This is a genomic window from Haloarcula sp. H-hyl6, from assembly GCF_056934455.1.
The window spans coordinates 841,695-863,518 of sequence record NZ_JBRIIK010000001.1 but is presented as its reverse complement, the minus strand read 5'-3'; the positions used below and the strand labels follow the sequence as shown (position 1 = coordinate 863,518).

The 21,824-nt window shown below is 68.5% G+C and carries 24 protein-coding genes; 11 read left to right on the top strand and 13 right to left on the bottom strand.

Annotation, left to right across the window (positions count from 1 at the left end; genetic code table 11):
• The first annotated feature begins 161 nt into the window (after positions 1-161).
• Positions 162-1,706 (top strand): (R)-citramalate synthase, encoded by a 1,545-nt coding sequence (locus Hhyl6_RS04505; protein ID WP_483738029.1) that lies wholly within the window; start codon positions 162-164, stop codon positions 1,704-1,706.
• Positions 1,707-1,780: 74 nt separating this feature from the next.
• Here Hhyl6_RS04505 and Hhyl6_RS04500 read toward each other — a convergent pair whose 3' ends face one another.
• The 4 genes from Hhyl6_RS04500 to Hhyl6_RS04485 all read right to left on the bottom strand — a co-directional run bounded on the left by Hhyl6_RS04500 (position 1,781) and on the right by Hhyl6_RS04485 (position 5,787).
• Positions 1,781-2,071 carry a HalOD1 output domain-containing protein gene (locus Hhyl6_RS04500; protein ID WP_483738028.1) on the bottom strand — a complete coding sequence of 97 codons (291 nt, stop codon included), beginning with the start codon at positions 2,069-2,071 and terminating at the stop codon, positions 1,781-1,783.
• 103 nt (positions 2,072-2,174) lie between these two features.
• Positions 2,175-4,532 carry a bacterio-opsin activator domain-containing protein gene (locus tag Hhyl6_RS04495; RefSeq protein WP_483738027.1) on the bottom strand — a complete coding sequence of 786 codons (2,358 nt, stop codon included), beginning with the start codon at positions 4,530-4,532 and terminating at the stop codon, positions 2,175-2,177.
• A 109-nt stretch (positions 4,533-4,641) separates the two neighbouring features.
• Complete coding sequence (locus tag Hhyl6_RS04490) at positions 4,642-5,298, bottom strand: HAD family hydrolase (RefSeq protein WP_483738026.1); 657 nt, start codon at positions 5,296-5,298, stop codon at positions 4,642-4,644.
• Positions 5,299-5,337: 39 nt separating this feature from the next.
• Positions 5,338-5,787, bottom strand: coding sequence for a bifunctional nuclease family protein (locus Hhyl6_RS04485; RefSeq protein ID WP_483738025.1), 450 nt, complete (start codon positions 5,785-5,787; stop codon positions 5,338-5,340).
• Positions 5,788-5,862: 75 nt separating this feature from the next.
• On the opposite strand from Hhyl6_RS04485, the gene Hhyl6_RS04480 reads away from it, so the two are divergent.
• The 3 genes from Hhyl6_RS04480 (at position 5,863) to Hhyl6_RS04470 (ending at position 7,165) form a co-directional block, all read left to right on the top strand.
• Positions 5,863-6,150, top strand: coding sequence for a DUF8081 domain-containing protein (locus tag Hhyl6_RS04480; RefSeq protein ID WP_483738024.1), 288 nt, complete (start codon positions 5,863-5,865; stop codon positions 6,148-6,150).
• Positions 6,151-6,289: 139 nt separating this feature from the next.
• Complete coding sequence (locus Hhyl6_RS04475; RefSeq protein ID WP_483738023.1) at positions 6,290-6,796, top strand: hypothetical protein; 507 nt, start codon at positions 6,290-6,292, stop codon at positions 6,794-6,796.
• Positions 6,797-6,883: 87 nt separating this feature from the next.
• Entirely contained in the window at positions 6,884-7,165 is a 282-nt protein-coding gene (locus Hhyl6_RS04470) for a DUF8142 family protein (RefSeq protein WP_483738022.1), read from the top strand.
• 27 nt (positions 7,166-7,192) lie between these two features.
• Here the strand turns inward: Hhyl6_RS04470 and Hhyl6_RS04465 are convergent, their stop codons facing one another.
• The 4 genes from Hhyl6_RS04465 to Hhyl6_RS04450 form a co-directional block, all read right to left on the bottom strand.
• The gene (locus Hhyl6_RS04465; protein WP_483738021.1) at positions 7,193-7,435 is read right to left on the bottom strand and encodes a DUF3194 domain-containing protein; all 243 of its coding nucleotides are present in this window, start codon (positions 7,433-7,435) and stop codon (positions 7,193-7,195) included.
• Between the two features lie 4 nt (positions 7,436-7,439).
• Positions 7,440-7,814, bottom strand: coding sequence for a prefoldin subunit beta (locus tag Hhyl6_RS04460; protein WP_483738020.1), 375 nt, complete (start codon positions 7,812-7,814; stop codon positions 7,440-7,442).
• A 267-nt stretch (positions 7,815-8,081) separates the two neighbouring features.
• The gene (locus tag Hhyl6_RS04455) at positions 8,082-8,597 is read right to left on the bottom strand and encodes a PIN domain-containing protein (protein ID WP_483738019.1); all 516 of its coding nucleotides are present in this window, start codon (positions 8,595-8,597) and stop codon (positions 8,082-8,084) included.
• A complete protein-coding gene (locus tag Hhyl6_RS04450) occupies positions 8,594-8,896 on the bottom strand; it encodes a UPF0175 family protein (protein ID WP_483738018.1) in 303 nt (100 codons plus the stop codon). The genes Hhyl6_RS04455 and Hhyl6_RS04450 overlap by 4 nt, the downstream gene beginning before the upstream one ends.
• Positions 8,897-9,030: 134 nt before the next feature.
• Between Hhyl6_RS04450 and Hhyl6_RS04445 the strand changes: the two genes are divergently transcribed.
• From Hhyl6_RS04445 to Hhyl6_RS04435, 3 genes are all read left to right on the top strand, one after another.
• A complete protein-coding gene (locus Hhyl6_RS04445) occupies positions 9,031-9,870 on the top strand; it encodes a pantoate kinase (protein ID WP_483738017.1) in 840 nt (279 codons plus the stop codon).
• Positions 9,871-9,918: 48 nt separating this feature from the next.
• Complete coding sequence (locus tag Hhyl6_RS04440; protein ID WP_483738016.1) at positions 9,919-10,662, top strand: 4-phosphopantoate--beta-alanine ligase; 744 nt, start codon at positions 9,919-9,921, stop codon at positions 10,660-10,662.
• 68 nt (positions 10,663-10,730) lie between these two features.
• A complete protein-coding gene (locus tag Hhyl6_RS04435; protein WP_483738015.1) occupies positions 10,731-11,519 on the top strand; it encodes a hypothetical protein in 789 nt (262 codons plus the stop codon).
• 1 nt (position 11,520) lies between these two features.
• On the opposite strand, the gene hutH is transcribed toward Hhyl6_RS04435, so the two are convergent.
• Genes hutH through hutU form a run of 4 tightly spaced genes read right to left on the bottom strand, consistent with a single transcriptional unit; the run spans position 11,521 to position 17,033 of the window.
• Positions 11,521-13,107 carry a histidine ammonia-lyase gene (hutH, locus tag Hhyl6_RS04430; RefSeq protein ID WP_483738014.1) on the bottom strand — a complete coding sequence of 529 codons (1,587 nt, stop codon included), beginning with the start codon at positions 13,105-13,107 and terminating at the stop codon, positions 11,521-11,523.
• 19 nt (positions 13,108-13,126) lie between these two features.
• Positions 13,127-14,374, bottom strand: coding sequence for an imidazolonepropionase (hutI, locus tag Hhyl6_RS04425; RefSeq protein ID WP_483738013.1), 1,248 nt, complete (start codon positions 14,372-14,374; stop codon positions 13,127-13,129).
• On the bottom strand, positions 14,371-15,294 hold the full coding sequence (hutG, locus tag Hhyl6_RS04420; RefSeq protein WP_483738012.1) for a formimidoylglutamase: 924 nt from the start codon (positions 15,292-15,294) through the stop codon (positions 14,371-14,373). Before hutG ends, hutI begins: the two co-directional genes overlap by 4 nt.
• Entirely contained in the window at positions 15,291-17,033 is a 1,743-nt protein-coding gene (hutU, locus tag Hhyl6_RS04415; protein WP_483738011.1) for a urocanate hydratase, read from the bottom strand. Before hutU ends, hutG begins: the two co-directional genes overlap by 4 nt.
• Positions 17,034-17,115: 82 nt before the next feature.
• Here hutU and Hhyl6_RS04410 point away from each other — a divergent pair, with 82 nt between their 5' ends.
• Both Hhyl6_RS04410 and Hhyl6_RS04405 read left to right on the top strand, forming a co-directional pair.
• A complete protein-coding gene (locus Hhyl6_RS04410) occupies positions 17,116-17,760 on the top strand; it encodes a helix-turn-helix domain-containing protein (protein WP_483738010.1) in 645 nt (214 codons plus the stop codon).
• 178 nt (positions 17,761-17,938) lie between these two features.
• Positions 17,939-18,136 carry a hypothetical protein gene (locus Hhyl6_RS04405; RefSeq protein ID WP_483738009.1) on the top strand — a complete coding sequence of 66 codons (198 nt, stop codon included), beginning with the start codon at positions 17,939-17,941 and terminating at the stop codon, positions 18,134-18,136.
• Positions 18,137-18,287: 151 nt separating this feature from the next.
• On the opposite strand, the gene Hhyl6_RS04400 is transcribed toward Hhyl6_RS04405, so the two are convergent.
• The gene (locus Hhyl6_RS04400) at positions 18,288-19,709 is read right to left on the bottom strand and encodes a YjiH family protein (protein ID WP_483738008.1); all 1,422 of its coding nucleotides are present in this window, start codon (positions 19,707-19,709) and stop codon (positions 18,288-18,290) included.
• Between the two features lie 136 nt (positions 19,710-19,845).
• Between Hhyl6_RS04400 and Hhyl6_RS04395 the strand changes: the two genes are divergently transcribed.
• Together Hhyl6_RS04395 and Hhyl6_RS04390 are read left to right on the top strand one after the other, a co-directional pair.
• The gene (locus tag Hhyl6_RS04395; RefSeq protein WP_483738007.1) at positions 19,846-20,778 is read left to right on the top strand and encodes a sulfide-dependent adenosine diphosphate thiazole synthase; all 933 of its coding nucleotides are present in this window, start codon (positions 19,846-19,848) and stop codon (positions 20,776-20,778) included.
• Positions 20,779-21,253: 475 nt separating this feature from the next.
• A complete protein-coding gene (locus Hhyl6_RS04390) occupies positions 21,254-21,775 on the top strand; it encodes an HTH domain-containing protein (RefSeq protein ID WP_483738006.1) in 522 nt (173 codons plus the stop codon).
• The last annotated feature ends 49 nt before the right edge of the window (positions 21,776-21,824 follow it).

Below are 21,824 nucleotides of genomic sequence, written 5' to 3'. Positions count from 1 at the left end.
GCGCGGGCCGAGGAGGGGACGCCGAACATCCGGCAGATTTTAAAGGGTGAGCGTGTGAGTATCCATCACCATGTCGGAACACCCGACGGAGGATAGAGGAAGTCGCCGCGAGGCGGCTGGGTGTGAAATTCGCCCCCAAGAGTGACGGAAGTGAATCTTCTGTGAGTCAGCACACATTGTTCGGGGACCATCCAGCGACGCGTCCCCTCGACGAGGTCGGTGAGGTACAGTTTCTCGATACGACGTTGCGCGACGGCGAACAGGCCCCCGGTGTCTCGCTGACGCCGGACGACAAGGCCGACATCGCGCGCAAACTCGACGCCGCGCGTATCGACGTCATCGAGGCCGGCAGCGCCTGCACCGGACCGGGCGAGCGCGAGACCATCTCGCGGGTCGCGGAACTGGACCTCGACGCGACGGTGACGAGTTTCTGCCGGGGCATCCGGAACGACATCGACCTCGCGGTAGAGTGCGGCGTCGACGGCGTCAACCTCGTGGTCCCGGCCAGCGACCGTCACATCGAGGACAAGGTCGGCACCTCGAAGGCCGACAACGTCCAGTCGACGGTCGAACTCGTCGAGTACGCCAAAGAGCACGACCTCTGGGTCGAGGTCATCGGCGAGGACGGCTCTCGTGCCGACCTCGACTACCTCGAAGAACTGCTCGGGGCCGCACTCGACGCCGGGGCCGACCGCATCTGCTGGGCCGACACCGTCGGCCACGCGACGCCGGACCGCGCGCTGGAGTGCGTCTCTCGCCTCTCGGAACTGGGCCCGGTCAGCACGCACACCCACGACGACCTCGGCCTCGCCGTGACGAACGCTATCGTCTCCATCGCCGCCGGCGCGGACCTCGTCCACGGCACCGTCAACGGCATCGGCGAACGGGCCGGCAACGTCGCCCTAGAGGAGGTCGCCATCGCGCTGGACCACGGCTACGGCGTCGAGACGATGGACCTGACCGAGGTGTACGACCTCGCGGACCTCATCGCCAACCGGACCGGCATCCCGCTCGCCCCGAACAAGGCCGTCGTCGGCCAGAACGCCTTCACCCACGAGTCGGGAATCCACACCGACGGCACGCTGAAAGACGACGCGATGTACGAACCGTACCCACCGGAGAAGGTGGGCCGCGAGCGCCGTCTCGCGCTCGGCAAACACGCCGGCCGCGCCGGCGTGCAGGCCGCGCTGGATGAACACGACGTGGCCGTCACCGACGACCAACTCTCCGAAATCGTCGGCCGCGTCAAGGAAATCGGCGACCGGGGCAAGCGCGTCACCGACGCCGACCTGCTGACCATCGCCGACGAGGTGACGGGACAGGAGCAGGACCGTCGCGTGGAACTGCTCGGTCTGACCGCCGTCTCGGGGTCCGACACGCCGACGGCGAGCGTCCGTCTCTCCGTCGACGGGGAGGAACGCAAGGAGGCCGCCGTCGGGTCCGGGCCCGTCGACGCCGCGATGAACGCCGCCGAGGCGGCGCTGTCGCACACCGCCGACGCGTCGCTCGAAGACTACCACGTCGACGCCATCACCGGCGGCACCGACGCGATGGTGACCGTCGAGATAGAGATGTCCCGCGGGGACGACCACGTCGCCGTCTCCGCCAGCGACTCGGACATCACCCGCGCCTCCGTGCGCGCGATGGTCGACGCGATGGACCGCCTCGTCGCCGACGAGGACGAGACGCTCGTCGCCGACGACTGACGGACGGCGACGCTTCTCCCGGTCGGTTCGACGGAGAGTCGAATAGAACGGCGAGACGGTCGGTGAGCGACTGCCTAAACGGTGGCCTCGGCCGCCTTCTGCTCCTCTCGTTGGGGGGTCACGACGACTGCTCGGCCGCTCTCGATTTCGACGCGACACCCCGCCATCGTGAAGGTGAGCGTCCCGGCGCGGTCGCGGTCGGCCGCGTCGAACAAGTCGTCGAGGGCTTCCGGGTCGACGCAGTCGTAGAGGCAGTCGTCGAGATCCATCGGGTCGACGCCCTTGGCGTCGGCGATACCGAAGACTATCGTCTGGCTCAGTGGCTCAGAGGGTGATGGTGTGTATACGTGTTGGTTCCCTGTCATGGATTGCACTCCGCTACCGGTCAATTATCCCGGTGTGAAAAACGCGTTCTGGCTATACAGATTGAGGCCGTCGGGCGAACGCACTACGTCGATAGCGACTGGCTCACACCTCCTCGAACACCAGCTCTAGCAGTTTTCGTTCGCTGACACGAAGGTGGCGGTTCACCGTCGGTTGCGTGATGCCCAGCATCGACGCGACTTCCTCGCCGGTGGTCTCGCGGGGCCACTCGAAGAAGCCGCTGAGGTAGGCCGTCCGCAGGACTTCGAGTTGTCGGTCGGTGAGTCGCTCTTCGAGGACCGCCCGGAGGCTTGCCTGGTGCGGGTGGTGCGTGCTCCGCTCTCGCCGTGCCTCCAACTGTACGTCAGGGTAGCGAGTCCCCAGTTGCTCGACGAACGCACGAACGTCAGTCTCGGCGGCGAGTTGCACGACGACGTCGATGCCGTCCTGACTCGCGTGGAGTTCGGCGAGTCGGGCGCCGTGGGCGGTGAGGGTCCCCACCACCGTCTCCCTGTCGACGACCACCTCGAACAACCCACCCTCGCCGACGGACGACACCGAGTCGACCCCGCGCATCGACGCTATCACGGCCTGTCGGTCCTCCGCCTCTTCCTCGGGGAGTCGGAGGAACAGGCGCGTGGCCGACCCGTCTCCCGGAACCGTCCCCTCGCAGGTGACGGGGCCGCCGATTCGCCGGACCAACCGGGCCGTGAACGACTCCGGCGCACTGAGCGAGAGCGCGAGTTCCACGGCTCCGTCCGTGGGGTGCCGCTGTCGGGACTCTACCTCACGTATCGCGTTCGCGATGCTCTCGCCGAGTTCGGCGAACACCGATTCGAGCGTCTCCCCGAATCGGTCGGCGCGGTCAGCGTACACCGTCACCACGCCGTAGAGGAAGTCGCCGTCGGCGAGGGGAACGCTGATGGCCGATTGGAAATCCCGAGAGATGGCTTCCGTGCGCCACCGTTCCTGTCGGAGGTTGTCGGTGATTGCGGCGACACACGTCGGGTCGCCCGACCGGGCCGTCTGGACGGCCGGAGGCCCGCCCTCGCCCTCCGTCGACTGGGTGACCGCGTCGAGGTAGCCGCTTGAGTGCCCCGCCCGAGCGCGTGGTTCGACGGCACCGTCCGTCGACCGGCCGAGCCAGACGAACGAGAACCACTCCGAGGCCGCGAGTTCCTCACAGACCGCCCGCTCGATTTCCTCGCAGGTGTCCGCCTCGATGAGGGCGCGGTCGACCCGCCGGACGATGGCGTTGACCTGCTTCAACTGGCGGAGTTCCTCGTTCCGTTGCCGCCGCTGTGCGTCGCGTTCTCTGAGCGCCGACTCCCGTTCGACGCGGGCGAGAGCCGCCTCGGCGTTGCTCGCGAGCACGTCTGCCAGTTCTCGGCCCCGTTCGGTCCAGCCGTCGGCCGGTGCGTCTAGACGGAGCACGCCGAAGCCCGTGAGCGACCGGTAGATGTCGCCCGTCTCCAGCGTGACGCGTTCGTCGTCCACGAAGACGTCCCAGACGACCCCCTCGTCGGGGCCGACGGTAGAGCGGCGCTCCTCCGTCGGCGACTGGGTGGCCACCGGCCGGAGAACGTTCTCACACCGGTCGAACAGGTACACCGTCGCGCCGGACAGTACCGGGGCCTCCCGCGCCGTCTCGGCGACGACGGTCGCCACCTCCGCTCCCGTCTCGGCGCGGAACAGTTCCCGCGTGGCGTCCTGCAGTGCCCCGAGTGAACTCGCGAACTGCGTTCGGTCCGCGGCGTCCCTGACGACGCCCACCGCTCGCTCGCTCCCGTCGGGGAGTTCGTACGTCGAGACCCGACTCTCTGCGGCGACCGGTCCGCTCCCGGTCGCGTCGAAGTCCGCCGTCGCCGTGGTGTCCTCGGCCCTCAGCGCCGACGCGTCTCCGAGAAGTCGACTCGCGTCGGACCCGACCAGCGAGTCCCTGTCCCGGCCGGTCATCGCGGTCAGCGCCTCGTTGACGGTCCGGACGGTCCCGGACTCGTCGACGGTGTAGACCCCGTCGTCGACGGCCTCGACCATCTGTTCGTACTCCCGGAGCGTCTGCTCGCGTTCGCGGCGCTCCGTCACGTCGTGGCCGATGCCGAGGTACACCGTCTCGCCCTCAGAGTCGTGGCGCTCGAACGAGAGGTCGACCCACCGGTCGGCCTCCTCGTCCGCACAGGCCGTCGTGACGTACGCCCCGTCCTCGTCGCAGTTGGCCTCGACGCACCCGCGAGACACGTCGGCGAACAGGTCTGTGAGCGGCCGTCCGACGACGGCCTCGACCGGCCGTCCGAGGAGGGCACAGAGACGCTCGTTCGCGGCGAGCACCAGCAGTTCCACGTCGACGACGACGGCCGGTTCCGGAAGCCGTGTGAGGAGCGTGTCCAGAAACGCTCTCGGCGACCGCGGTGACCCGCCCGTGCTACTCGTCTCTCCCGGCGAGTCGCTGACCGACTTCTCCATGCACGCCGGTCCGTGCCTCGGGTTGGAAAGTGTGATTTCGGCCTCTACGTCAGTTGTACAGCGATACGTTCCAGTTACGTACCACCTCGACGGTCGGTGCCCGCCCGACTCACTCCGCGATGTCGACCACGCCGTCGAGGCCCCACACCTCGTAGTCCGGCGTCACCGAGAGGTCCGTGTCGACGCGGTGCGGGCGGCGGATGAACGCCGAGTCGATGCCCGCGGCGTGGGCGGCACGCACGTCGGACTCGTTGTCGCCGACGAACAGGGCGTCCGAGACGCCGAGGTCCGAGAGCGCGCGCTCGACGTAGTACGGGCGCGGCTTCTTCCGTTCGAGGCTCTGCACCGTCGGTTCCCGGGCGTGGACGGTCTCGAAGTGACCGTCGAGGCCGAAGTGGTCGAAGGCGAACTCGACGGTCGCCGTCTGGTTCGAGGAGACCACGCCGAGGGGGGTGTCGAAGTCGTCGAGCGCGTCGATGTCGTCGTACGGCCGCTTCTCGCCCGCGGTCATCTCCTCGCGCTGGGCCTCGGAGATGGCGGCGTCGCGGGCCGACCAGAAGTCGTCGGGGTCGAGGCCGTAGGTCGAACAGACGGCCTCCAACTGGTCGACCGACACGCCGATGCTCATCGCCTCGACGTGGTCGGGGTGGGGGTCCGTGACGCCGACGCGGGCGAAGGCGTCCCGCGTCCCGTTCCGGTGGGTGTCCATGCTCGTCAACGTCAGGAGGACACCGTCGTTGTCGAAGATGACTGCGTCGTAGCCCATACCGACGTGGTGGCGCTCACGCGCCGAGAACTTTTCCACTCAGGGTCCGGGGTCGTCGCCGACGTCGAACTCCTCGGGCGACCGGCCCGCCGCGTCGACCACCTCGTCGGAGACGACCAGCGGACAGTCGACGCGCAACGCGATGGCGATGCCGTCGGAGGGGCGCGCGTCGAACACCATCTCCTTGCGCCGGTCGTCGAGGTACTGTTCGGTGTCTATCTTCGCGTAGAACGTGCCGTCCGCGAGGTCGTCGATGCGGACCCGGTCGATGGCGCTCCCGAACTCCGCGACCATCTCCACCAACAGGTCGTGGGTGAGCGGTCGCTCGAACGGTTCGCCGTCGATGGCCAGTTGCATCGACTGGGCCTGGTCGGAACTGACGAAAATCGGGAGTATCTCCCCACGGGCGCGGAGCAACACCACCGGCGTCCCCGCCCCCTCCTCGCTGACGCCGACGCCGACTCCTTCGACCGTGGCCTCGTGTTCCATGCCGCACAGTTCGGCGGGCGGGTATGAAAAGCTAGCCCGCGGTCGTTTTACGGTGCTCGCGTCCGAACGACGTCCGTGGCCGACACCGCCTACCGCGTCCTCGTGAAACCGTCCGCCCGTCGGGTGAGCGCGCGGGCCGGCCGGTGGGTCAACCGCGAGGGGCCCGCCCGGACGTTCGAGTCGAAGGCGCTGGCCCGCGAGTGGGCGCGCGCCTGTCGCGGGGCGGGTGCCACCGTGTGGCTTCAGGACGCCCCGCCGTGGGCCGCCGACGACGCCGACGGCTACCTCGTCGGTCGGACCGGACCCGTCCCGCGAGGCGACCGGCGGGGCCGCCAGCGGACGCTGACGGACGTGGACGACTGAGTGCCCCTCAATCCCGTTTAATCCGGGTTAAAACGACACTGGGGGCGGCTAAAACAGCGAAAAATCGAGTTAATCCGACTTTTCCGCTTGTCCCCTTCATGTACCGTCGGTCCACAGGGTCGGGTGGAGTCGACGCACGATGAAACTCACCAAACTCGCCGGCGCGCTGCTGGCCGTCCTCGTCGTCACGGGGTCGGCGGCGGCGTTGCCCGCGGCGGCAGGCGCACAGGCTTCGGACAACGCGGACGGCGCACAGGCGGACGAACACGCGAACGAGAACGCGAACGAGAACGCCACGGTCCCCGACGACCACGCCGACGACGGCGAGGCGATGACCGAGTCGAACGAGTCCGACTCGGAGGCCGAGGCGGCGAACGCGAGCGCGGCCGCCGAGAGGCAGGGCCCGCCCGCTGACGTCGGCCCCGACGGCGAACGCGGCCCGCCCGCGGACCTCCCCGAACAGGTGCCGGACTTCGTCGGCGAGATTCACTCGCTAATCGACCAGCACGTGAACGGCGACCTCGACGGGACCCTCGGCGAGCGGATTAGCGACGTGACGCCCGACGACGAGGAGAGCGACGAGAACGCCGACGACGCGACTAGCGACGCCGAGACGACCGAAACCGAGACCGACAGCGAGCAGTAATCCGCTCGATTCTTCGCCCGTTCCGCTGACGCGACCGACGTCGCGACCAAGCGCGGTGTTTTTGCTCGTCCGTCACCGAGTCCCTCTATGGACGACACCGTCCACGCCGAGGAGGCCGACCGGACCACCGAGGACCTGCTGTCGGCCGACGAGGACGGCGAGACACTCGACACGGAGGGCGTCGACCGCTGGCAGGCCACCAAGTATATCGCCCCGTTCGTCGCCATCGGCCTGTTCGACCTCGTGCTGTTGCTCGGGTGGGGACTCGACCCGCTGTGGGGGTTCATGATTCTCCCCCCGATTCTGTTCGTCAGCGTCCTCGGGTGGATAGCGTTCCGGACCGGGTTCGCGAGCGACCGGACCGGGTGACGGCGACGGCGTACCGACCGCCGGCCGCTAGTTTTCCTCGGCGAACAGGTCGTCGACGGCCGAGCGAGCGGCCAGTGCGGCGTCGTCGGCCACCCGCTTCTCGTCGACGCGACTCTCCGGGGCGTTGACGTAGACGTCCACGTCGAGGACGCCGTCCTCGAACGTCACGGTCACGTCTAAGTCGTCGACCTCGTTCGCGTCGTACCGCGAAAAAACGACCTTCTCGGCCGCGTCTGCGGCCGTCTCTACGACCTCGTCGTCGGTCGGCATCGACTTACGCGCCAGCGCCGGGGCCGCCGGCCGGACCGCCGCCGAGCATCTGCTGGAGTTCGCTCTGCAGGTCCTCGAACTGCTCCTGCACGCGCTCCTCCTGCTTCTCGAGGGTCTCGACGCGGACTTCGAGGCTGGAGACCTTCTCTTCGAGGTCGTCCTGTGCCTCGTCGAACTCCGTCTTCACGAGGAGTTCGCCGACCTCGCGGTACATCGTCGTGTCCTCGTCGACGTCGTCGAGTTCGTCCAGCGCGGTGCGGGACTCCTGAAGGTTCGTCTCGGCCTGTTGCTTCTGGGCAGCGACCTGCTGTGCAGTCTCCTGCAGGTCCTGCAGTTCTTCGAGCTTCTCCTGTGCTTCAGGCGGAAGATTACCCTGCATACTCCGAGGGTCGGGACCCGGCGTGTTAAACCCACGCTTTCGTACCTATCGGCGACGTGGGACCGCGGGGAGACTCGCCGGGTCGGACCGACCTACTCCGCCACCTCACCCACCGCTCGCTCGCGCAACTCGCCCGCCAGGTGCATCTCGTGCCGGTGTACCTTTTTCGGCCTCGGATTTCCTCGGCCGCGGGGCGGCCTGCGGGAATCGCTCGCCGAAAAAGCTACGCTAAAAAGCAGTCGCTCGCTTCGCTCGCGACTGTCCTGCCTACTCCGCCACCTCACCCACCGCTCGCTCGCGCAACTCGCCCGTCAGGTGCATCCCGTGCTGGTCGATGCGGCGGACGATGCGTTTGGCCTGCGTCGGACTGAGGTACTTGTCCTCGATGGCCGCGCGGACGACGACGCCGAAACTGCTCGTCACCTCGGCCCCGAGTCCCTGCGCGGTCCGGCGGACGGTGCGGTCCTCCGAGACCACGGCGACGGCCGAGCGGTCGGACTGGTCCCGGTGGGCCAGAACGCCGGCCAGCACCGTCGCGGCGGGTCCGATGTCCGTCTCGCCGAGGAGCGACTGGGCGCGTTCGACGTGGGCCTCGTCGACGGCCGTCTCCACGTCACTGGCCGCCAGAAACTCCGAGACGTTGGTGGCCGTGGGTTCGACGGGCACCGCCTCGATGACGGGGTCTGGGACGACCACGTCGCCGTCGAAGGCGTCCAGAAGCGCCAGTTCCCCCACCTGCCCGAGGCTGTACAGCGCGGTCGGGCCGACGTAGATGCGAGTCATAGCTCCGCGGCGGTGTCCGCGTCGAGTTCGAGGTCCGAGAGCTGTAACTGCGTGGTCAGGTTCCGCTCGCGGGCCACGTCCAGCCACTCCGCGATGGAGAGGTCGGCGATTTGGGCGGCCTCGGCGGCCGAGATGTCGCCGGACTGGTACCGTTCGACGGCCACGCGGATGCGCAGGGTCTCCAGCCCTTCCCGGAGAGCCTTGCGGATGGTCGTCGAGCGGTCCTCCGAGAGCAGTTCCGCTACGTCGTCGAGTTCGGCCTTCTCCTCCTCGGGGAGCCGCGCGCTTATCGTCGGCATTGTTTGCACAGTGTTCTCAGGTAAACACACATCAAAGTAGGGGTCGGAGAATCCGGTGTCGGGGAACTTACTATTCGGCACGTTGCGGCCGGAACCGCCAACCGTTAAGCGGGGCGGTCCCCGAGGAGTTGGCAATGAGCGAGGACGCACGGGCGTTCGTCCCGGGCCACGTGACCGGCTTTTTCACGGTCGACCGGGCGGACGACCCGACGAAGACGGGGTCCCGAGGCGGCGGGGTGGCGCTCTCGGACGGCGTCGCCGTCACTGTCGAACGCGCCGAGGAGACGAGCGTCGAACTCGACGGGGAGCGAGTGGAGATGACGGCCGTCGAGCGAGTGCTCGACGCGCTCCGGGTCTCGGCGCACGTCTCTGCCGAGACGCCCCTGCCGCTGGGTGCGGGCTTCGGCGTCTCCGGCGCGATGGCGCTGGGGACGGCGCTCGCGGCGAACGCGGCGTTCGACCGCCACCTCTCGTACAACGAACTCGTCACGATTGCCCACGGCGCGGAGGTGCAGGCCGGGACCGGACTGGGCGACGTCGTCGGACAGGCCCGCGGCGGGGTCCCGCTTCGACTCGAACCGGGCGGGCCACAGCACAACTACGTCGACGCGATTCCCGCCCGCGCCCGCGTCGAGTACCACACGCTCGGCGAACTGTCGACGGCCGACGTGGTCGGCGGCGACACCGAGACGCTGACGCGGGCCGGGGAGCGCGCGCTCTCGATGGTCGTCGAGGACCCCACGCTCGACACCTTCACCCGCGCCGCCCGGCAGTTCTCCCGGGAGGCCGAGTTGCTGACAGAGGACGTCCGGACCGTCGTACAGGACGTCACCGAGGCCGGCGGCGACGCGGCGATGGCGATGCTCGGCGAGACCGTCTTCGCGTTCGGGACGGGGCTGACCGACGCCGGGTACGACGCCAGCGTCTGCGAGGTGTACCCGCCCGGCGCTACCGTCGAGAGCGGGCCGCCGTAGCGGGCCGCGACCGACGACTTTTCGACGGTCGGCCGTCGAACGGACTGTATGAGCGACGAGGTCGAGGTCCCCGAGAGCCACCCGCGCTACGAGTCGTTGCTGACCCGCCACCGCATCGAGGACGGCGTCGACCGCGGCATCACGTCGAGACAGGGACTCATCGCACAGGGGCGCGGCGAGGCCTACGACTACCTGCTGGGCGAGCGGACCATCGAGAGCGCCGACGCGGCCGAACGAGCGGCGGCCGCTCACATCCTCCAGGCGGACCACGCCGTCGTCTCGGTGAACGGCAACGCCGCCGCACTCGTCCCCGGCGAACTCGTGGAACTGGCCGAGGCCACCGGGGCCGACCTCGAAGTGAACCTGTTCAACCGCACCGAGGAGCGGATTCGGGCCATCGCCGAGTACCTCCGCGAACACGGGGCCAAGGACGTGAAGGGCCTCGAAGCCGACGGGCGCATCCCCGGCCTCGACCACGAACGGGCGAAGGTGGACGCCGACGGCATCGGCGACGCCGACGTGGTGTTGGTCCCACTGGAGGACGGCGACCGGGCGGAGGCGCTCGGCGAGATGGGCAAGACGGAACTCGTCGTCGACCTCAATCCCCTCAGCCGGTCGGCGCAGGTCGCCACCGTCCCGATAATCGACAACATCGTTCGCGCCATCCCGAACGTGACCGCCCACGCGCGAGAGATGGCCGACGACCCCGAGGCACAGCGAGCGGCTATCGAGGCCTTCGACGCCGACGAGGCGCTCTCGGCGGCCGAACGGGCGATTCGAGATGGGACGTGACCGCCGCGACCCGCGGCAGTTCGATTGCCGTGGGGATTCTTGCCGAAGCGGGCCGTACACTCGGCTAGATGCCTGTCTACCCCTCGGTCCGCGACCACGGCGTCACGCTGTGTGAGCGGGCCGGCTACGACGTGCGAGTGCGCGAGGATTTGCAGGGGTCGCCGGCGCTCGCCGAACCCGGCGAGTCGGCCATCGGCCTCGTCGACGCCGGCGACCCGCGCCCCGTCGCCATCGAACCGCTCACGGAGGCAGACGTGGGGCCGTCGGGACTGGTCCCGCGCTTCGCCACGGCCCTCCGGGAGGACCGGGACTGCCTGTTCGTCGTCCCCTCCACCGAGGCGACAGGGACGACGCTCACGCAGGTCGTGGCCACCGTCCTCGGCGACCCCGCGTGCGTCGCCGTCGACGGCCCCGACGGGAGACACTTCTACAAGGGGCCCGACCGGGTGCCGCTGTCGGACGGGAGCTACGCCTGTGCCCGAGCGCCGGCCTCGGACCTCCAGTGGCGCGAGGTCCGGGTGGACGAGGACCGGCCCCGGTTGGAACTGAGCGTGGGGACGGAGGTGGTCGCCGTCTTCGAACACGTCGACGCCCTCGGCGAGGCCGGCCGACACGCCTTCCAGCACGCCTACCGACGGGCCGACGACGGCCGGTTCGAGGTGACCGCCAGCGGCGACGTCGTCGAACGGTTCCCCGGCCCGACGGCGATGCGCCGCGGCGGCTACGCCCCCGTGCCGATGCCCCTCGTTCCGGAACACCTGTTCCCCGCCGACGCGGACCGGACGCGCTGGGCCGTCTGCCAACCGGACGGCGGGCAGGACGTGCTCACGGCGGCCGGCCTGCACGCGTGGGGCTAACCTATTCGAGGTCGACGGCCTCGGCGACGCGTTCGACGAGCAGTCCCTCAGACACGAGGGTCCGCGCCCGGTCGATGTCGACGTGGACCTCGCGGTCGGCGTCGAGTTTCGGGACCACCTCTCTGACCGTCTCGTAGGCGACGCCGGTGCCGACGCCGTGCGAGAGGTCGGAGGAGTCCTCTAGAAACTCCGCGGCCTGTGCCGCACAGAGTAGTTCGACGCCGACGACGGTCTGGACGTTCTCGACGACGCTACGGAACGAGAGGGCGGACTGCCCGCTCATGCTGACGTGGTCCTCCTGATTGCCGCTGACGGGCGTCGAGTCGACCGACGGGCGGCCGGTCGACCGGCACTCGTTCAACAGCGCCGCCGCGGTGTACTGGGCTATCATGTAGCCCGACATCACCCCGCCGCGGTCGGTCAGGAACGGCGGGAGGTGGGACTCCTGCACGTTCGGGTTGAGCAGGCGGTCGACGCGACGCTCGCAGATGGCCGCGAGTTCGGTCAGCGCACCCGTCGCGTAGTCGAGTCGGAGCGCCAGCGGTTCACCGTGGAAGTTGCCGGCCGACAGCACCGCCGCGTCGCCGGTGCCGCTTGCCCGGTCCGGAGCGTCCTCGCGGGGGAACAGGAGCGGGTTGTCGGTGGCGCTGTTGAGTTCCGTCTCGACGGCGTCGCGGAGGTGCGAGAGGGCGTCCCGGACCGCGCCGTGGACCTGTGGGAGACACCGCAGCGAGTAGGCGTCCTGCACCCGGTCACAGTTGCGGTGTGATTCGACGATACCCGACTCGGCGGTGAGTCGGCGGACGTTCCGCGCGCTGGCGGCCTGTCCGGGGTGTGGGCGAACCGCCGAGATGGCCTCGTGGCTCGGCACCGTCGAACTCATCGTCACCTCCGTCGTGAGCGCGCCTGCCACGTCCGCGCTCCGGAGGGCCGTCGTCGCGTCGTGGACGGCCAGTGCCGCCAGTCCGACGGTCAACTGCGTGCCGTTGACGAGCGCCAGCCCCTCCTTCGCTTCGAGGGCGAGTGGCTCCAGACCCGCGCGAGCGAGCGCCTCGTCGCCCGACACTCTGTCGCCCGCCACGTCCGCCGCTCCCTCCCCGACGAGGACCAACGACGCGTGTGCGAGCGGCGCGAGGTCACCGCTCGCGCCGAGGCTCCCGCGCGAGGGGACCACCGGGTGGACCTGTTCGTTCAGCATGGCGACGAGCAGGTCGACCACCGCTTCGCGGACGCCCGAGTACCCCTTCACGAGCGCGTTCGCGCGTGCGACCAGCATCGCCCTGACCTCCTCGCGGGTCAGTTCCCGACCGACGCCGGCGGCGTGGCTCCGCAGGAGATTCGTCTGGAGGGCTTCGAGGTCCGAGCGTGGGATTCGCTCGTCGACTAGCTCGCCGAACCCCGTGTTGACGCCGTACACCGCCTCGCCGCTCTCCAGAACGGACTCGACGCGCTCGCGGGATTCGCGAACGGCCGCCCGCGACTCCTCGGCGATGGAGACGGCGGCGTCCTCGCGGGCGACGGCGACTATCGCCTCGGGGGTGAGCGATGCGCCGTCGAGGACGACGCTATCCGTGCCAACTCGTGACATGTGTCGACGTACGTACCACTCACTGATACGTCGTTCTCCCGTCCGCGCAGACGACGGCGCCGTCGACGAGGACGGTGTCGACGAGGTTCGTGCCGTACTGGTAGGGGACGTGGACGTGGGTCGGCGCGTCGAGGACGAGGACGTCGCCGGGTGCACCTTCACGGAGCGTCCCGCGGCCGTCCTCGCGGTCCAGCGCCAGCGCGGCGTTGTGCGTTCCGGCAATCAGCGCCTCCGCGGGAGTCATCCGCATCTCGACGCAGGACAGCGCCATGGCGAAGCCCATGCTGTGGCTGTGGCAGTTGGGGTTGAAGTCCGTCGCCACGGCGACCGGTGCGCCCGCCTCCAGAAACGCGCTCGCGTCGGCGTACTCCGCGCCGAGGCCGAACGCCGTTCCGGGGAGGAGGACGGGCGTGACGCCGGAGTCGACGAGGGCGTCGATATCTTCCTCCGTCGCGTGCAGGAGGTGGTCGGCGCTGGCCGCGCCCACCTCGGCGGCGAGTTGCGTCCCGCCGACGTGGGCCAGTTCCTCGGCGTGGACTTTCGGGGTCAGCCCCGCCGCCTCTCCCGCTTCGAGGACGCGCCGGGATTGCGACACGGAGAAGACGCCCTCCTCGCAGAACACGTCGCAGAACTCGGCGACGCCCTGCGACTCGACGGCGGGCATCTGCTCTTCGACCACCTCGTCGACGTAGTCGTCGGCGTCGCGTCCCTCGGGGACGGCGTGTGCGCCCATGAACGTCGGAACTACGTCGACCGGGTGGCGGTCGTCCGCGCGGGCGACGACGTCGAGCATCCGGAGTTCCGTCTCCGTGTCGAGCCCGTACCCCGACTTCACCTCGACGGTGGTCGTCCCGTGGGCGAGCATCGTGTCGAGGTGGCCGAGCAGGTTCGAGAGGAGGGTCTTGTCGTCGGCCTCTCGGACCGCCCGCACGGTCCGGAGGATGCCGCCGCCCTCGGCGAGGATGTCCTGATAGGACTTCCCGCGGAGTTTCGCGGCGAACTCGTCGGAGCGGTCGCCCGCGAACAGGCCGTGGGTGTGCGGGTCGACGAACCCGGGGAGGACGGCCCGACCACTGGTGTCGACGGCACGGCGGGCGTTCGCGGGCGGGTACTCTCGCGTGACTTCGTCGGTCGGGCCGACGGTCGCCACTTCGCCGTCCACGACGGCGACCGCACCGTCCGCGACGGTTTCGAGGCCCCGACCGCTCTCGTCCGGGCCGACGACGAGTTCGCTCGCGCCGTGGACCACCGCGTCGAGGTCGGTCATCGGGCCACCTCCAGTCCGGCGAGGAAGTGCGCGACGGCGCGGGCGGCGACGCGAGCGGTGCGGAACCCGTCCTCGAGCGGCGGCGCGCACTCGACCACCTCGAACCCGGCCACCCGTTCGTGGCCGGCGACGTGGCCGAGCATCGTGAACAGTTCGCGGGGCGTGAGACCGCCGGGGGTCGGCGCGCTCACGCCGGGGGCGACCGCCGCCTCGAGGACGTCGAGGTCGAGGCTGACGTAGATGGAATCGACGCCGCCCATCGCGTCGAGAGCGTCGTCCACCGCCGCTGTTGGGTCCGACTCGACGACCTCGGGCGTCGTGACGTGCCCGCCGTGGTCGGCGACGTACTCGTGGTACGCGGTGGACGTCTCGAAGTGACGCGCGCCGACGACGGCGAAGGCGTCGAGTCCCGCCTCGTGGAGTTGCCGGTAGGGGGTGCCGCTGGTCGGCGTGTCTCGGACCGCCCGGCAGTCGAGGTGCGCGTCGAAACTCAGCGCCCCGAGCGTCCCCGACTCGAGTAGCGGCGCGGCGTTCGGGTACGTCAGCGAGTTGTCGCCGCCGAGGAAGACGGGGAACGCACCTGCATCGTACACCGGCGCCGTGACCTCGCGGACGGCGGACTGGACCGCCTCGACGCCGCCCTCGGGTATCGCCACGTCGCCGAGGTCCGCGACCGAACCGACCGCGCCACGGTCGACGTGGTGGGTCTTTGTCCCGGCGAGTTCCCGCCGGATGGCTTCGGGGCCCTCGCGCGCCCCCTTCCGGCCGATGACCGCGCCGTCGTACGGTTCGCCGACGAGGACGGCGCGGTACTCGCCCGCGGCGTCCAGTGTCGCCCCCCCGATTACGTCGCCGAACTGCTCGTCGTTCGGGTCCTCGGAGGGGCCGTCCCACGCCGGCGGAGGGGTGAGGTCGGTCATCGCTCGCGGTCCCGCATCGGCACGGCCACGTCGTCGGCGTCGGCCTGTTCGAGCGCCACGTCGTAGCCGGCGTCGGCGTGGCGAATCACGCCCATCCCGGGGTCGGTGGTGAACACGCGGCGGGCCTTCTCGGCGGCGAGGTCCGACCCGTCGAGGACGACGTGGTTGTTCGTGTGCAGGGAGTTGCCGATGCCGACGCCGCCGCCGTCGTGGACGCTGACGATGTCCGCGCCCGCCGCGCAGTTCAGCAGGGCGTTCAGGATGGGCCAGTCGGCGACGGCGTCCGACCCGTCCCGCATGGCCTCCGTCTCGCGGTTGGGCGAGGCGACGCTCCCGGCGTCCAAGTGGTCGCGCGTGACGACGATGGGGGCCGAAATCTCCCCCTCGGCGACGAGTTCGTTGATTCGCAGGGCGAACCGGGCGCGCTCTGTCAGACCGTCCTCCGTGGCGTAGCCCAGCCAGCACACCCGCGAGGGGAGCCCCTGGAAGGACACCTGCTCCTGTGCCAACTCTATCCAGCGGTGGAGGTCGTCCTTCTCGGGGAACAGTTCCTCGACGGCCTCGTCGGTCCGGTGGATGTCGGCGGAGTCGCCCGAGAGGGCGGCCCAGCGGAACGGGCCCTTCCCCTGACAGAACAGCGGGCGGATGTAGGCGGGGACGAACCCGGGGAAGTCGAACGCGTTCGTCATTTCACGGTGCTCCTGCACCTGCCCGCGGATGTTGTTGCCGTACTCGAAGGCGATAGCGCCGCGGTCCTGCATCTCCAGAATCCCCTCGACGTGCCGTTCCATCGTGTCGAGGCTCTCGGTGACGTATCTCTCGGGGTCCTCCTCGCGGAGTTCGTCGGCCTCGGCGACCGTGTATCCCGACGGGTAGTAGCCCTCGAGTTCGTCGTGGGCGCTGGTCTGGTCGGTGATTACGTCCGGGACGAACCCGCGTTCGAGCATCCCCTCCAGCATATCCGCGGCGTTCATGTGGACGCCCACGCTGTAAGATTCGCCGTTCTCGGCCGCTTCTCTCGCGCGTTCGATGGCCTCGTCCAAGTCGTCGGTCTTCGCCTGACAGTAGTCCGTCTCGATGCGGCGGTCGATGCGGTCCTCGTCCACCTCGGCGGCGATGCAGACGCCGTGGTTCATCGTCACCGCGAGGGGTTGGGCGCCGCCCATCCCGCCGAGGCCGCCGGTGACGACGACTTTCCCGCGCAGGCCGTCGTTCTCGGGGTAGTGCTCCCGCGCGAGGGCGGCCAGCGTCTCGTAGGTGCCCTGAATGATGCCCTGCGTGCCGATGTACGCCCACGACCCGGCGGTCATCTGGCCGTACATGATGAGGCCCTTCGCTTCGAGTTCGTGGAAGTGCTCCCAGTTGTCCCACTTACCCACGAGGTTGGAGTTGGCGATGAGGACCCGAGGGGCCTTCTCGTGGGTCTCGAAGCGACCGACTGGCTTGCCGCTCTGGACCAGCAACGTCTCCGTGTCGCCGAGTTCGCGGAGTTCGTCCACGATGGCGTCGTAGGCGTCCCACGACCGGGCGGCCCGGCCGGTACCGCCGTAGACGACGAGGTCCTCCGGTCTCTCGCCCACTTCGGGGTCTAAGTTGTTGTTCAACATCCGGAGGGCGGCCTCCTGTCGCCAGCCCTCACACTCGATGTCGGTCCCGGTCGGTGCGCCCTGATACTCGCGCCACTGCTCGGACGGTTCGCCGACGTCGTGGTCGGCCTCGGATGCGTGTTGCTGTGACATGGCACGACATATGGCCGCGAACGGGATAGCGAACCCCCTCCGCACGGTGATTGTTTTATATTATATGTGTGTACTGGTAGCTATGTACGAGGCCGTCTTCCGCGTCGCCGGTGACGGCGCATACGCCGAGGCCACCGACGACACCGACACGACCATCGAACTGTGGTGTAACGACCACCGCGACCTCCTACACGTCAGCGGACGCGGTGCCGACGCCGTCCTCGAGGAGGTCCGCGACACCGTCGGCGTCGGTGACCACCTCCGACAGGGGGACGAACTGGTACTGGTCACCGCCGAGTGTCTCATCGGCCACCTCGAACACAACGTCGAGGGGTACCTCGCGGACCACGGGTGTCTGCTGGTGCCGCCGCTCCAGTACACCGAGGGGACGAAACTCGCCCGCGTCCTCGCGCTCGACGCCGAGTCGCTGTCCGGCGTGTACGCGGCGATGGCCGAGGACTACGCGGTCACCGTCGAGTCGAAGCGCGAGATTCGGTCGGTGACGCCCGACGCGCCGCTGTTGACCGTCGACGCCGTCCTACCGGACCTCTCGGCCCGCCAGCGCGAGGTGTTCCTGACGGCCTACGACCTCGGCTACTACGAACTCCCGCGGGAGACGTCGACGGCGGCCATCGCCGAGGCCGTCGGCGTGACCCGTCGGACGGCCGAAGAACACCTGCGGCGAGCGGAGAAGAAGTTGGCCGACTCGCTCGTCGAGTTCGTGTAGGGGGTCGGAGAGCAGTTCTCGAACCCTCTTCGGCGGGAGAACGCGAGAGGTGCGGACCGCCGAAAAACGGTCCTAACTACGGTTTCGACCCTCGTCACGCACGCCGTGCTGACTATCGGGGTTCCATCCAGCAGCGGCGGGGGAAGGGTTTGAGGGTGTTCCACCCGTACGGCGACGTATGGACAGTGGCCGTTTGCTGGAGCTCGTTCCACACTACATCGCGATGTTGATGCTGATATTTCTGGTTCTCGCGGCCGTTCGAGCAGTTGTGGGCGACGTCGGTTTTTGGGTCGAATTGGCGGTCGTCTTGGTCGTCGCCTTCGCGTATCGCCCTCTCGTGAGGAGACTCGGCATCGGGCCCAGCGGGTGGGAGTAAGGCACGGGACCGATGCTACGCGTCCGGTATCGGTTCGCGAAGGTCGGCCGTATCTCTCTGAACTCCCAGCAGGTCGTTCACAGGCGCTTCCCGTCGCCGCGTCGGTTCGACGCGGCGAAAAACTGCGACCGCACCACGCGGTCTACTGCCTTCACAGGAGGCCCAACGCAGCCAGCGCGTGGGTGATACCCGCGATGAGCGGGAGGAGGATGACGGTCCGCATCACGAACAGGGCCACGAGGTCACGGAAGCGGACGGGCACGTCGCTGAACATGTCCATTATCATCGGGCCGACGCTGGAGAAGAAGATGAGCTGTGAGACGGCGAGCACCGCGACGAAGAACTTCGCCTTCGTCGCCGTCTCGGTCACCAGCAGGACGGGGACGTACATCTCCGTGATGCCGACGATGGTGGCGGGCGCGACGACTTCGGCGTTCGGGATGCCCAGCGCCGCGACCACGGGCGTCAGCGGCTGGCCGAGGATGTCGAACAGCGGCGTGTGCGCCGACAGCAGGGTCGCCGCCAGCCCCACCGCGAGGATGGTCCCGAGGATGAGGCTCGTGAGTTTCAGGCCGTCGACGAAGCCGCGTTTCGCCGCCTGCGCGAACGTCTCGCCCTCCTCGGCTTTCCCGACGGCCTCGCTGATAGCCAGTCGGACGTAGTCGGTCGGCGACCCGGAGAAGGCGACTTCGGGGTCCGGTTCGGCGATGTACTCCTCGGGCGTCGTCGCGATTGGCGGTAGGCGCACGAGAATCGCGCCCGTCACGACGACACAGAGGAAGTACGCGCCGAAGACCAGCGGGAACAGCGGCAGAATTTCCAGCGTGGCCGCGACGACGCCGACGAACCCGATAGACACCGTCGAGAAGCAGGTGGCGATGGTGAACACGTCGCGCTTGTGGTAGCCACCGTCCTCGAAGACGTTGCGGGTGACGTACAGACCGACGCTGTAGGACCCGACCCACGACGCGAGGCTGTCGAGGGCGGCCCGACCGGGCACCTTGAACAGCGGCCGCATCACCGGTCTGGCCATCGTCCCGACGAACTCCAGCCCGCCGAGTTCGACGAAGATGGTGATGAAGATGGCCCCGATGGGGATGATGACGCCGACGCTGTATACCAGCGTGTTCCACATCAGGCCGCCCGTCCCGGGGGTGTGCAACCACTCCGGACCGAGTTTGAAGAACATCACCGGCGCTAACACGAGGCCGGCGACCCGGAGCGCCCAGAAGACCGTCGACGTCTCGAAGTACGACAGGTCGTACCCGCCGACCTCGCTATCGCCGACCATCGCCAGCGTCGTCAGGACGCCGCCCGCGACGATGATAGCCAGCGAGTAGACGCCGACGGCGTCCGGGAACGTCTCGGTGACGTTGCTCACGACGATGTCGAACGGCACCGTCACCTCTCCCTGATAGGGCACCGGCAGGAGGAAGAACACGCCGCCGATGAGGAACGCGACGACGAACTTCGTCACCGGGCGCACGTCGTACTCGTTGAGGTCTATCTCCTCGAGGCTCTCGACCGCCGGTTCGGTGTCGACTGTGTAGGTTTTGCCTGTTTCGGTAGACATTACCACACACTATCAGCATCAAAGTGTTAGTCCTGAAACCACCCTGTGGCGTGGGATTTATAAGTGGGGTCGGCACCGACGGTCCGCCGCCATCACCACAACACCTATTTACCACGCTAGAATACCACTAAGTTGTATGAGCGATTTCGACAAGTTCAGCGACGTCGGCGAGGCGGAAGTGACACGGGCAATCGGTCAGGAGTGGACCGAGGAGTTCATGGACTTCTCGGACTCGGACGTCATCGTCGTCGGTGGCGGTCCCTCCGGCCTGATGGCCGCGAAGGAACTCTCGGAGCGGGGGGTACAGACGATGGTCGTCGAGAAGAACAACTACCTCGGCGGCGGGTTCTGGCTCGGCGGGTTCCTGATGAACAAGGTCACGGTGCGCGACCCGGCTCAACAGGTCCTCGACGAACTCGACGTGGACTACAAGCAGTCCAAAGACAGCGAGGGGCTGTACGTCGCCAACGGGCCGGAAGCGTGTTCGGGGCTCATCAAGGCGGCCTGTGACGCCGGCGCGAAGATGCAGAACATGACGGAGTTCACGGACATCGTCATCCGTGAAGACCACCGGGTGGGCGGCATCGTGATGAACTGGACGCCGGTCCACGCCCTGCCGCGCGAAATCACGTGCGTCGACCCAATCGCGGTGGAGGCGGACCTCGTCGTCGACGCGACGGGCCACGACGCGATGGCGGTGAAGAAACTGGACGAACGCGGCGTGTTGAACGCGCCGGGCATCGAGGACTCGAAGACGAACTCGGGGATGGACCAGACGGGGGACGACTCATACGGCGCGCCGGGGCACGACTCGCCGGGGCACGACTCGATGTGGGTCGGCGAGAGCGAGGACGCCGTCGTCGAACACACCGGTCTCGCACACGACGGCCTCGTCGTGACCGGCATGGCCACCGCGACGACGTACGGTCTGCCGCGCATGGGACCGACGTTCGGCGCGATGCTCGTCTCGGGCAAGCGCGCCGCGCAGGTCGCCCTCGACGAACTGGACGTCGACGCCGACCCGGTCGACATCACGAGCCGCGACGCCGCCGCGACCGCCGACGACTGACGGCGTCGCTCTCGTTCTCTCGATTTATCTGCCGCCGTAGCCGCCGGTACCCTCGACGACGAGCATCTCCGTCGCGCCGGGTCGGAACTCGTAGTCGACGGGCACGAGGCGGGCCGACAGGCCGGTCGCCCCGGCGGCCGTGAACGACCCCGGGCCACCGGGACAATCGAGGACCGTCCGTCCGCGGAGTGTCGTCCCCTCCAGACCGAACCCCCGTCTGCACTCCTCGACTGTCCGTCCGACGAATCGGAACGGCTCCCCGACGTCGAACTGCTGGACCGGACTGATGTGCCAGTGTGTACTCTATCGTACAATCACGACTTCCCAGAGACTACTGGACGAAGATGGGCGATAGCGAGAGCACCTGAGACAAACGAACTATAAAGACTCACTTTCATTCATACATTTACAGTAATATTGCGCTAGTGCCAACGATTATGTATATCCATCCACTCTTGTTAGTGATTGACAAGCAATGTCGAACGGGTTACAGCACCTGAACGAGACGGCGCCCGAGACGGGTGGGACGAACAGCCTCACGGTCGACCTCTGGACGCGCCGGCCGGTGTGCGGGCCGCGGGCCACCGTCGTCGACCGGTTGAGCAGTCTCCGGACGGCGGAAACCATCTCGGACTTCTCGGTCACGACGTGGCCGGACGAGATAGTGGTCTCCGACCGGAACCGACACAGCGAACTGTTGGCGACCATAGAGGAGTTCGAAGCGTGGGCGGCCGACAACGGCGTGAGCCTGCGGCCGCCGTTCGAGATGCGAACGGCGTCGTCGCTGGTCGGCGGCAGCAAGGAGGTGTTGACGACGCCGATGCTGCTGGCGAGTCTGCGCGAGGGCGACGCCGTCATCGGCGTCTACCCCTGCACCGACGGCGGACACACGTGGACGGTCCCCGAGTTCCTCGACGTCCTCGAAGACGACGCGTCGGCACCGCTCGAACGGGTCTCCGACAGCGCGCTTCCGACGACCGACCACGAACCGTCCTGACTGCGGTTCGGCGCTCCGGTGTCGTCGTCCCCACTCGACCGCCGCTCGG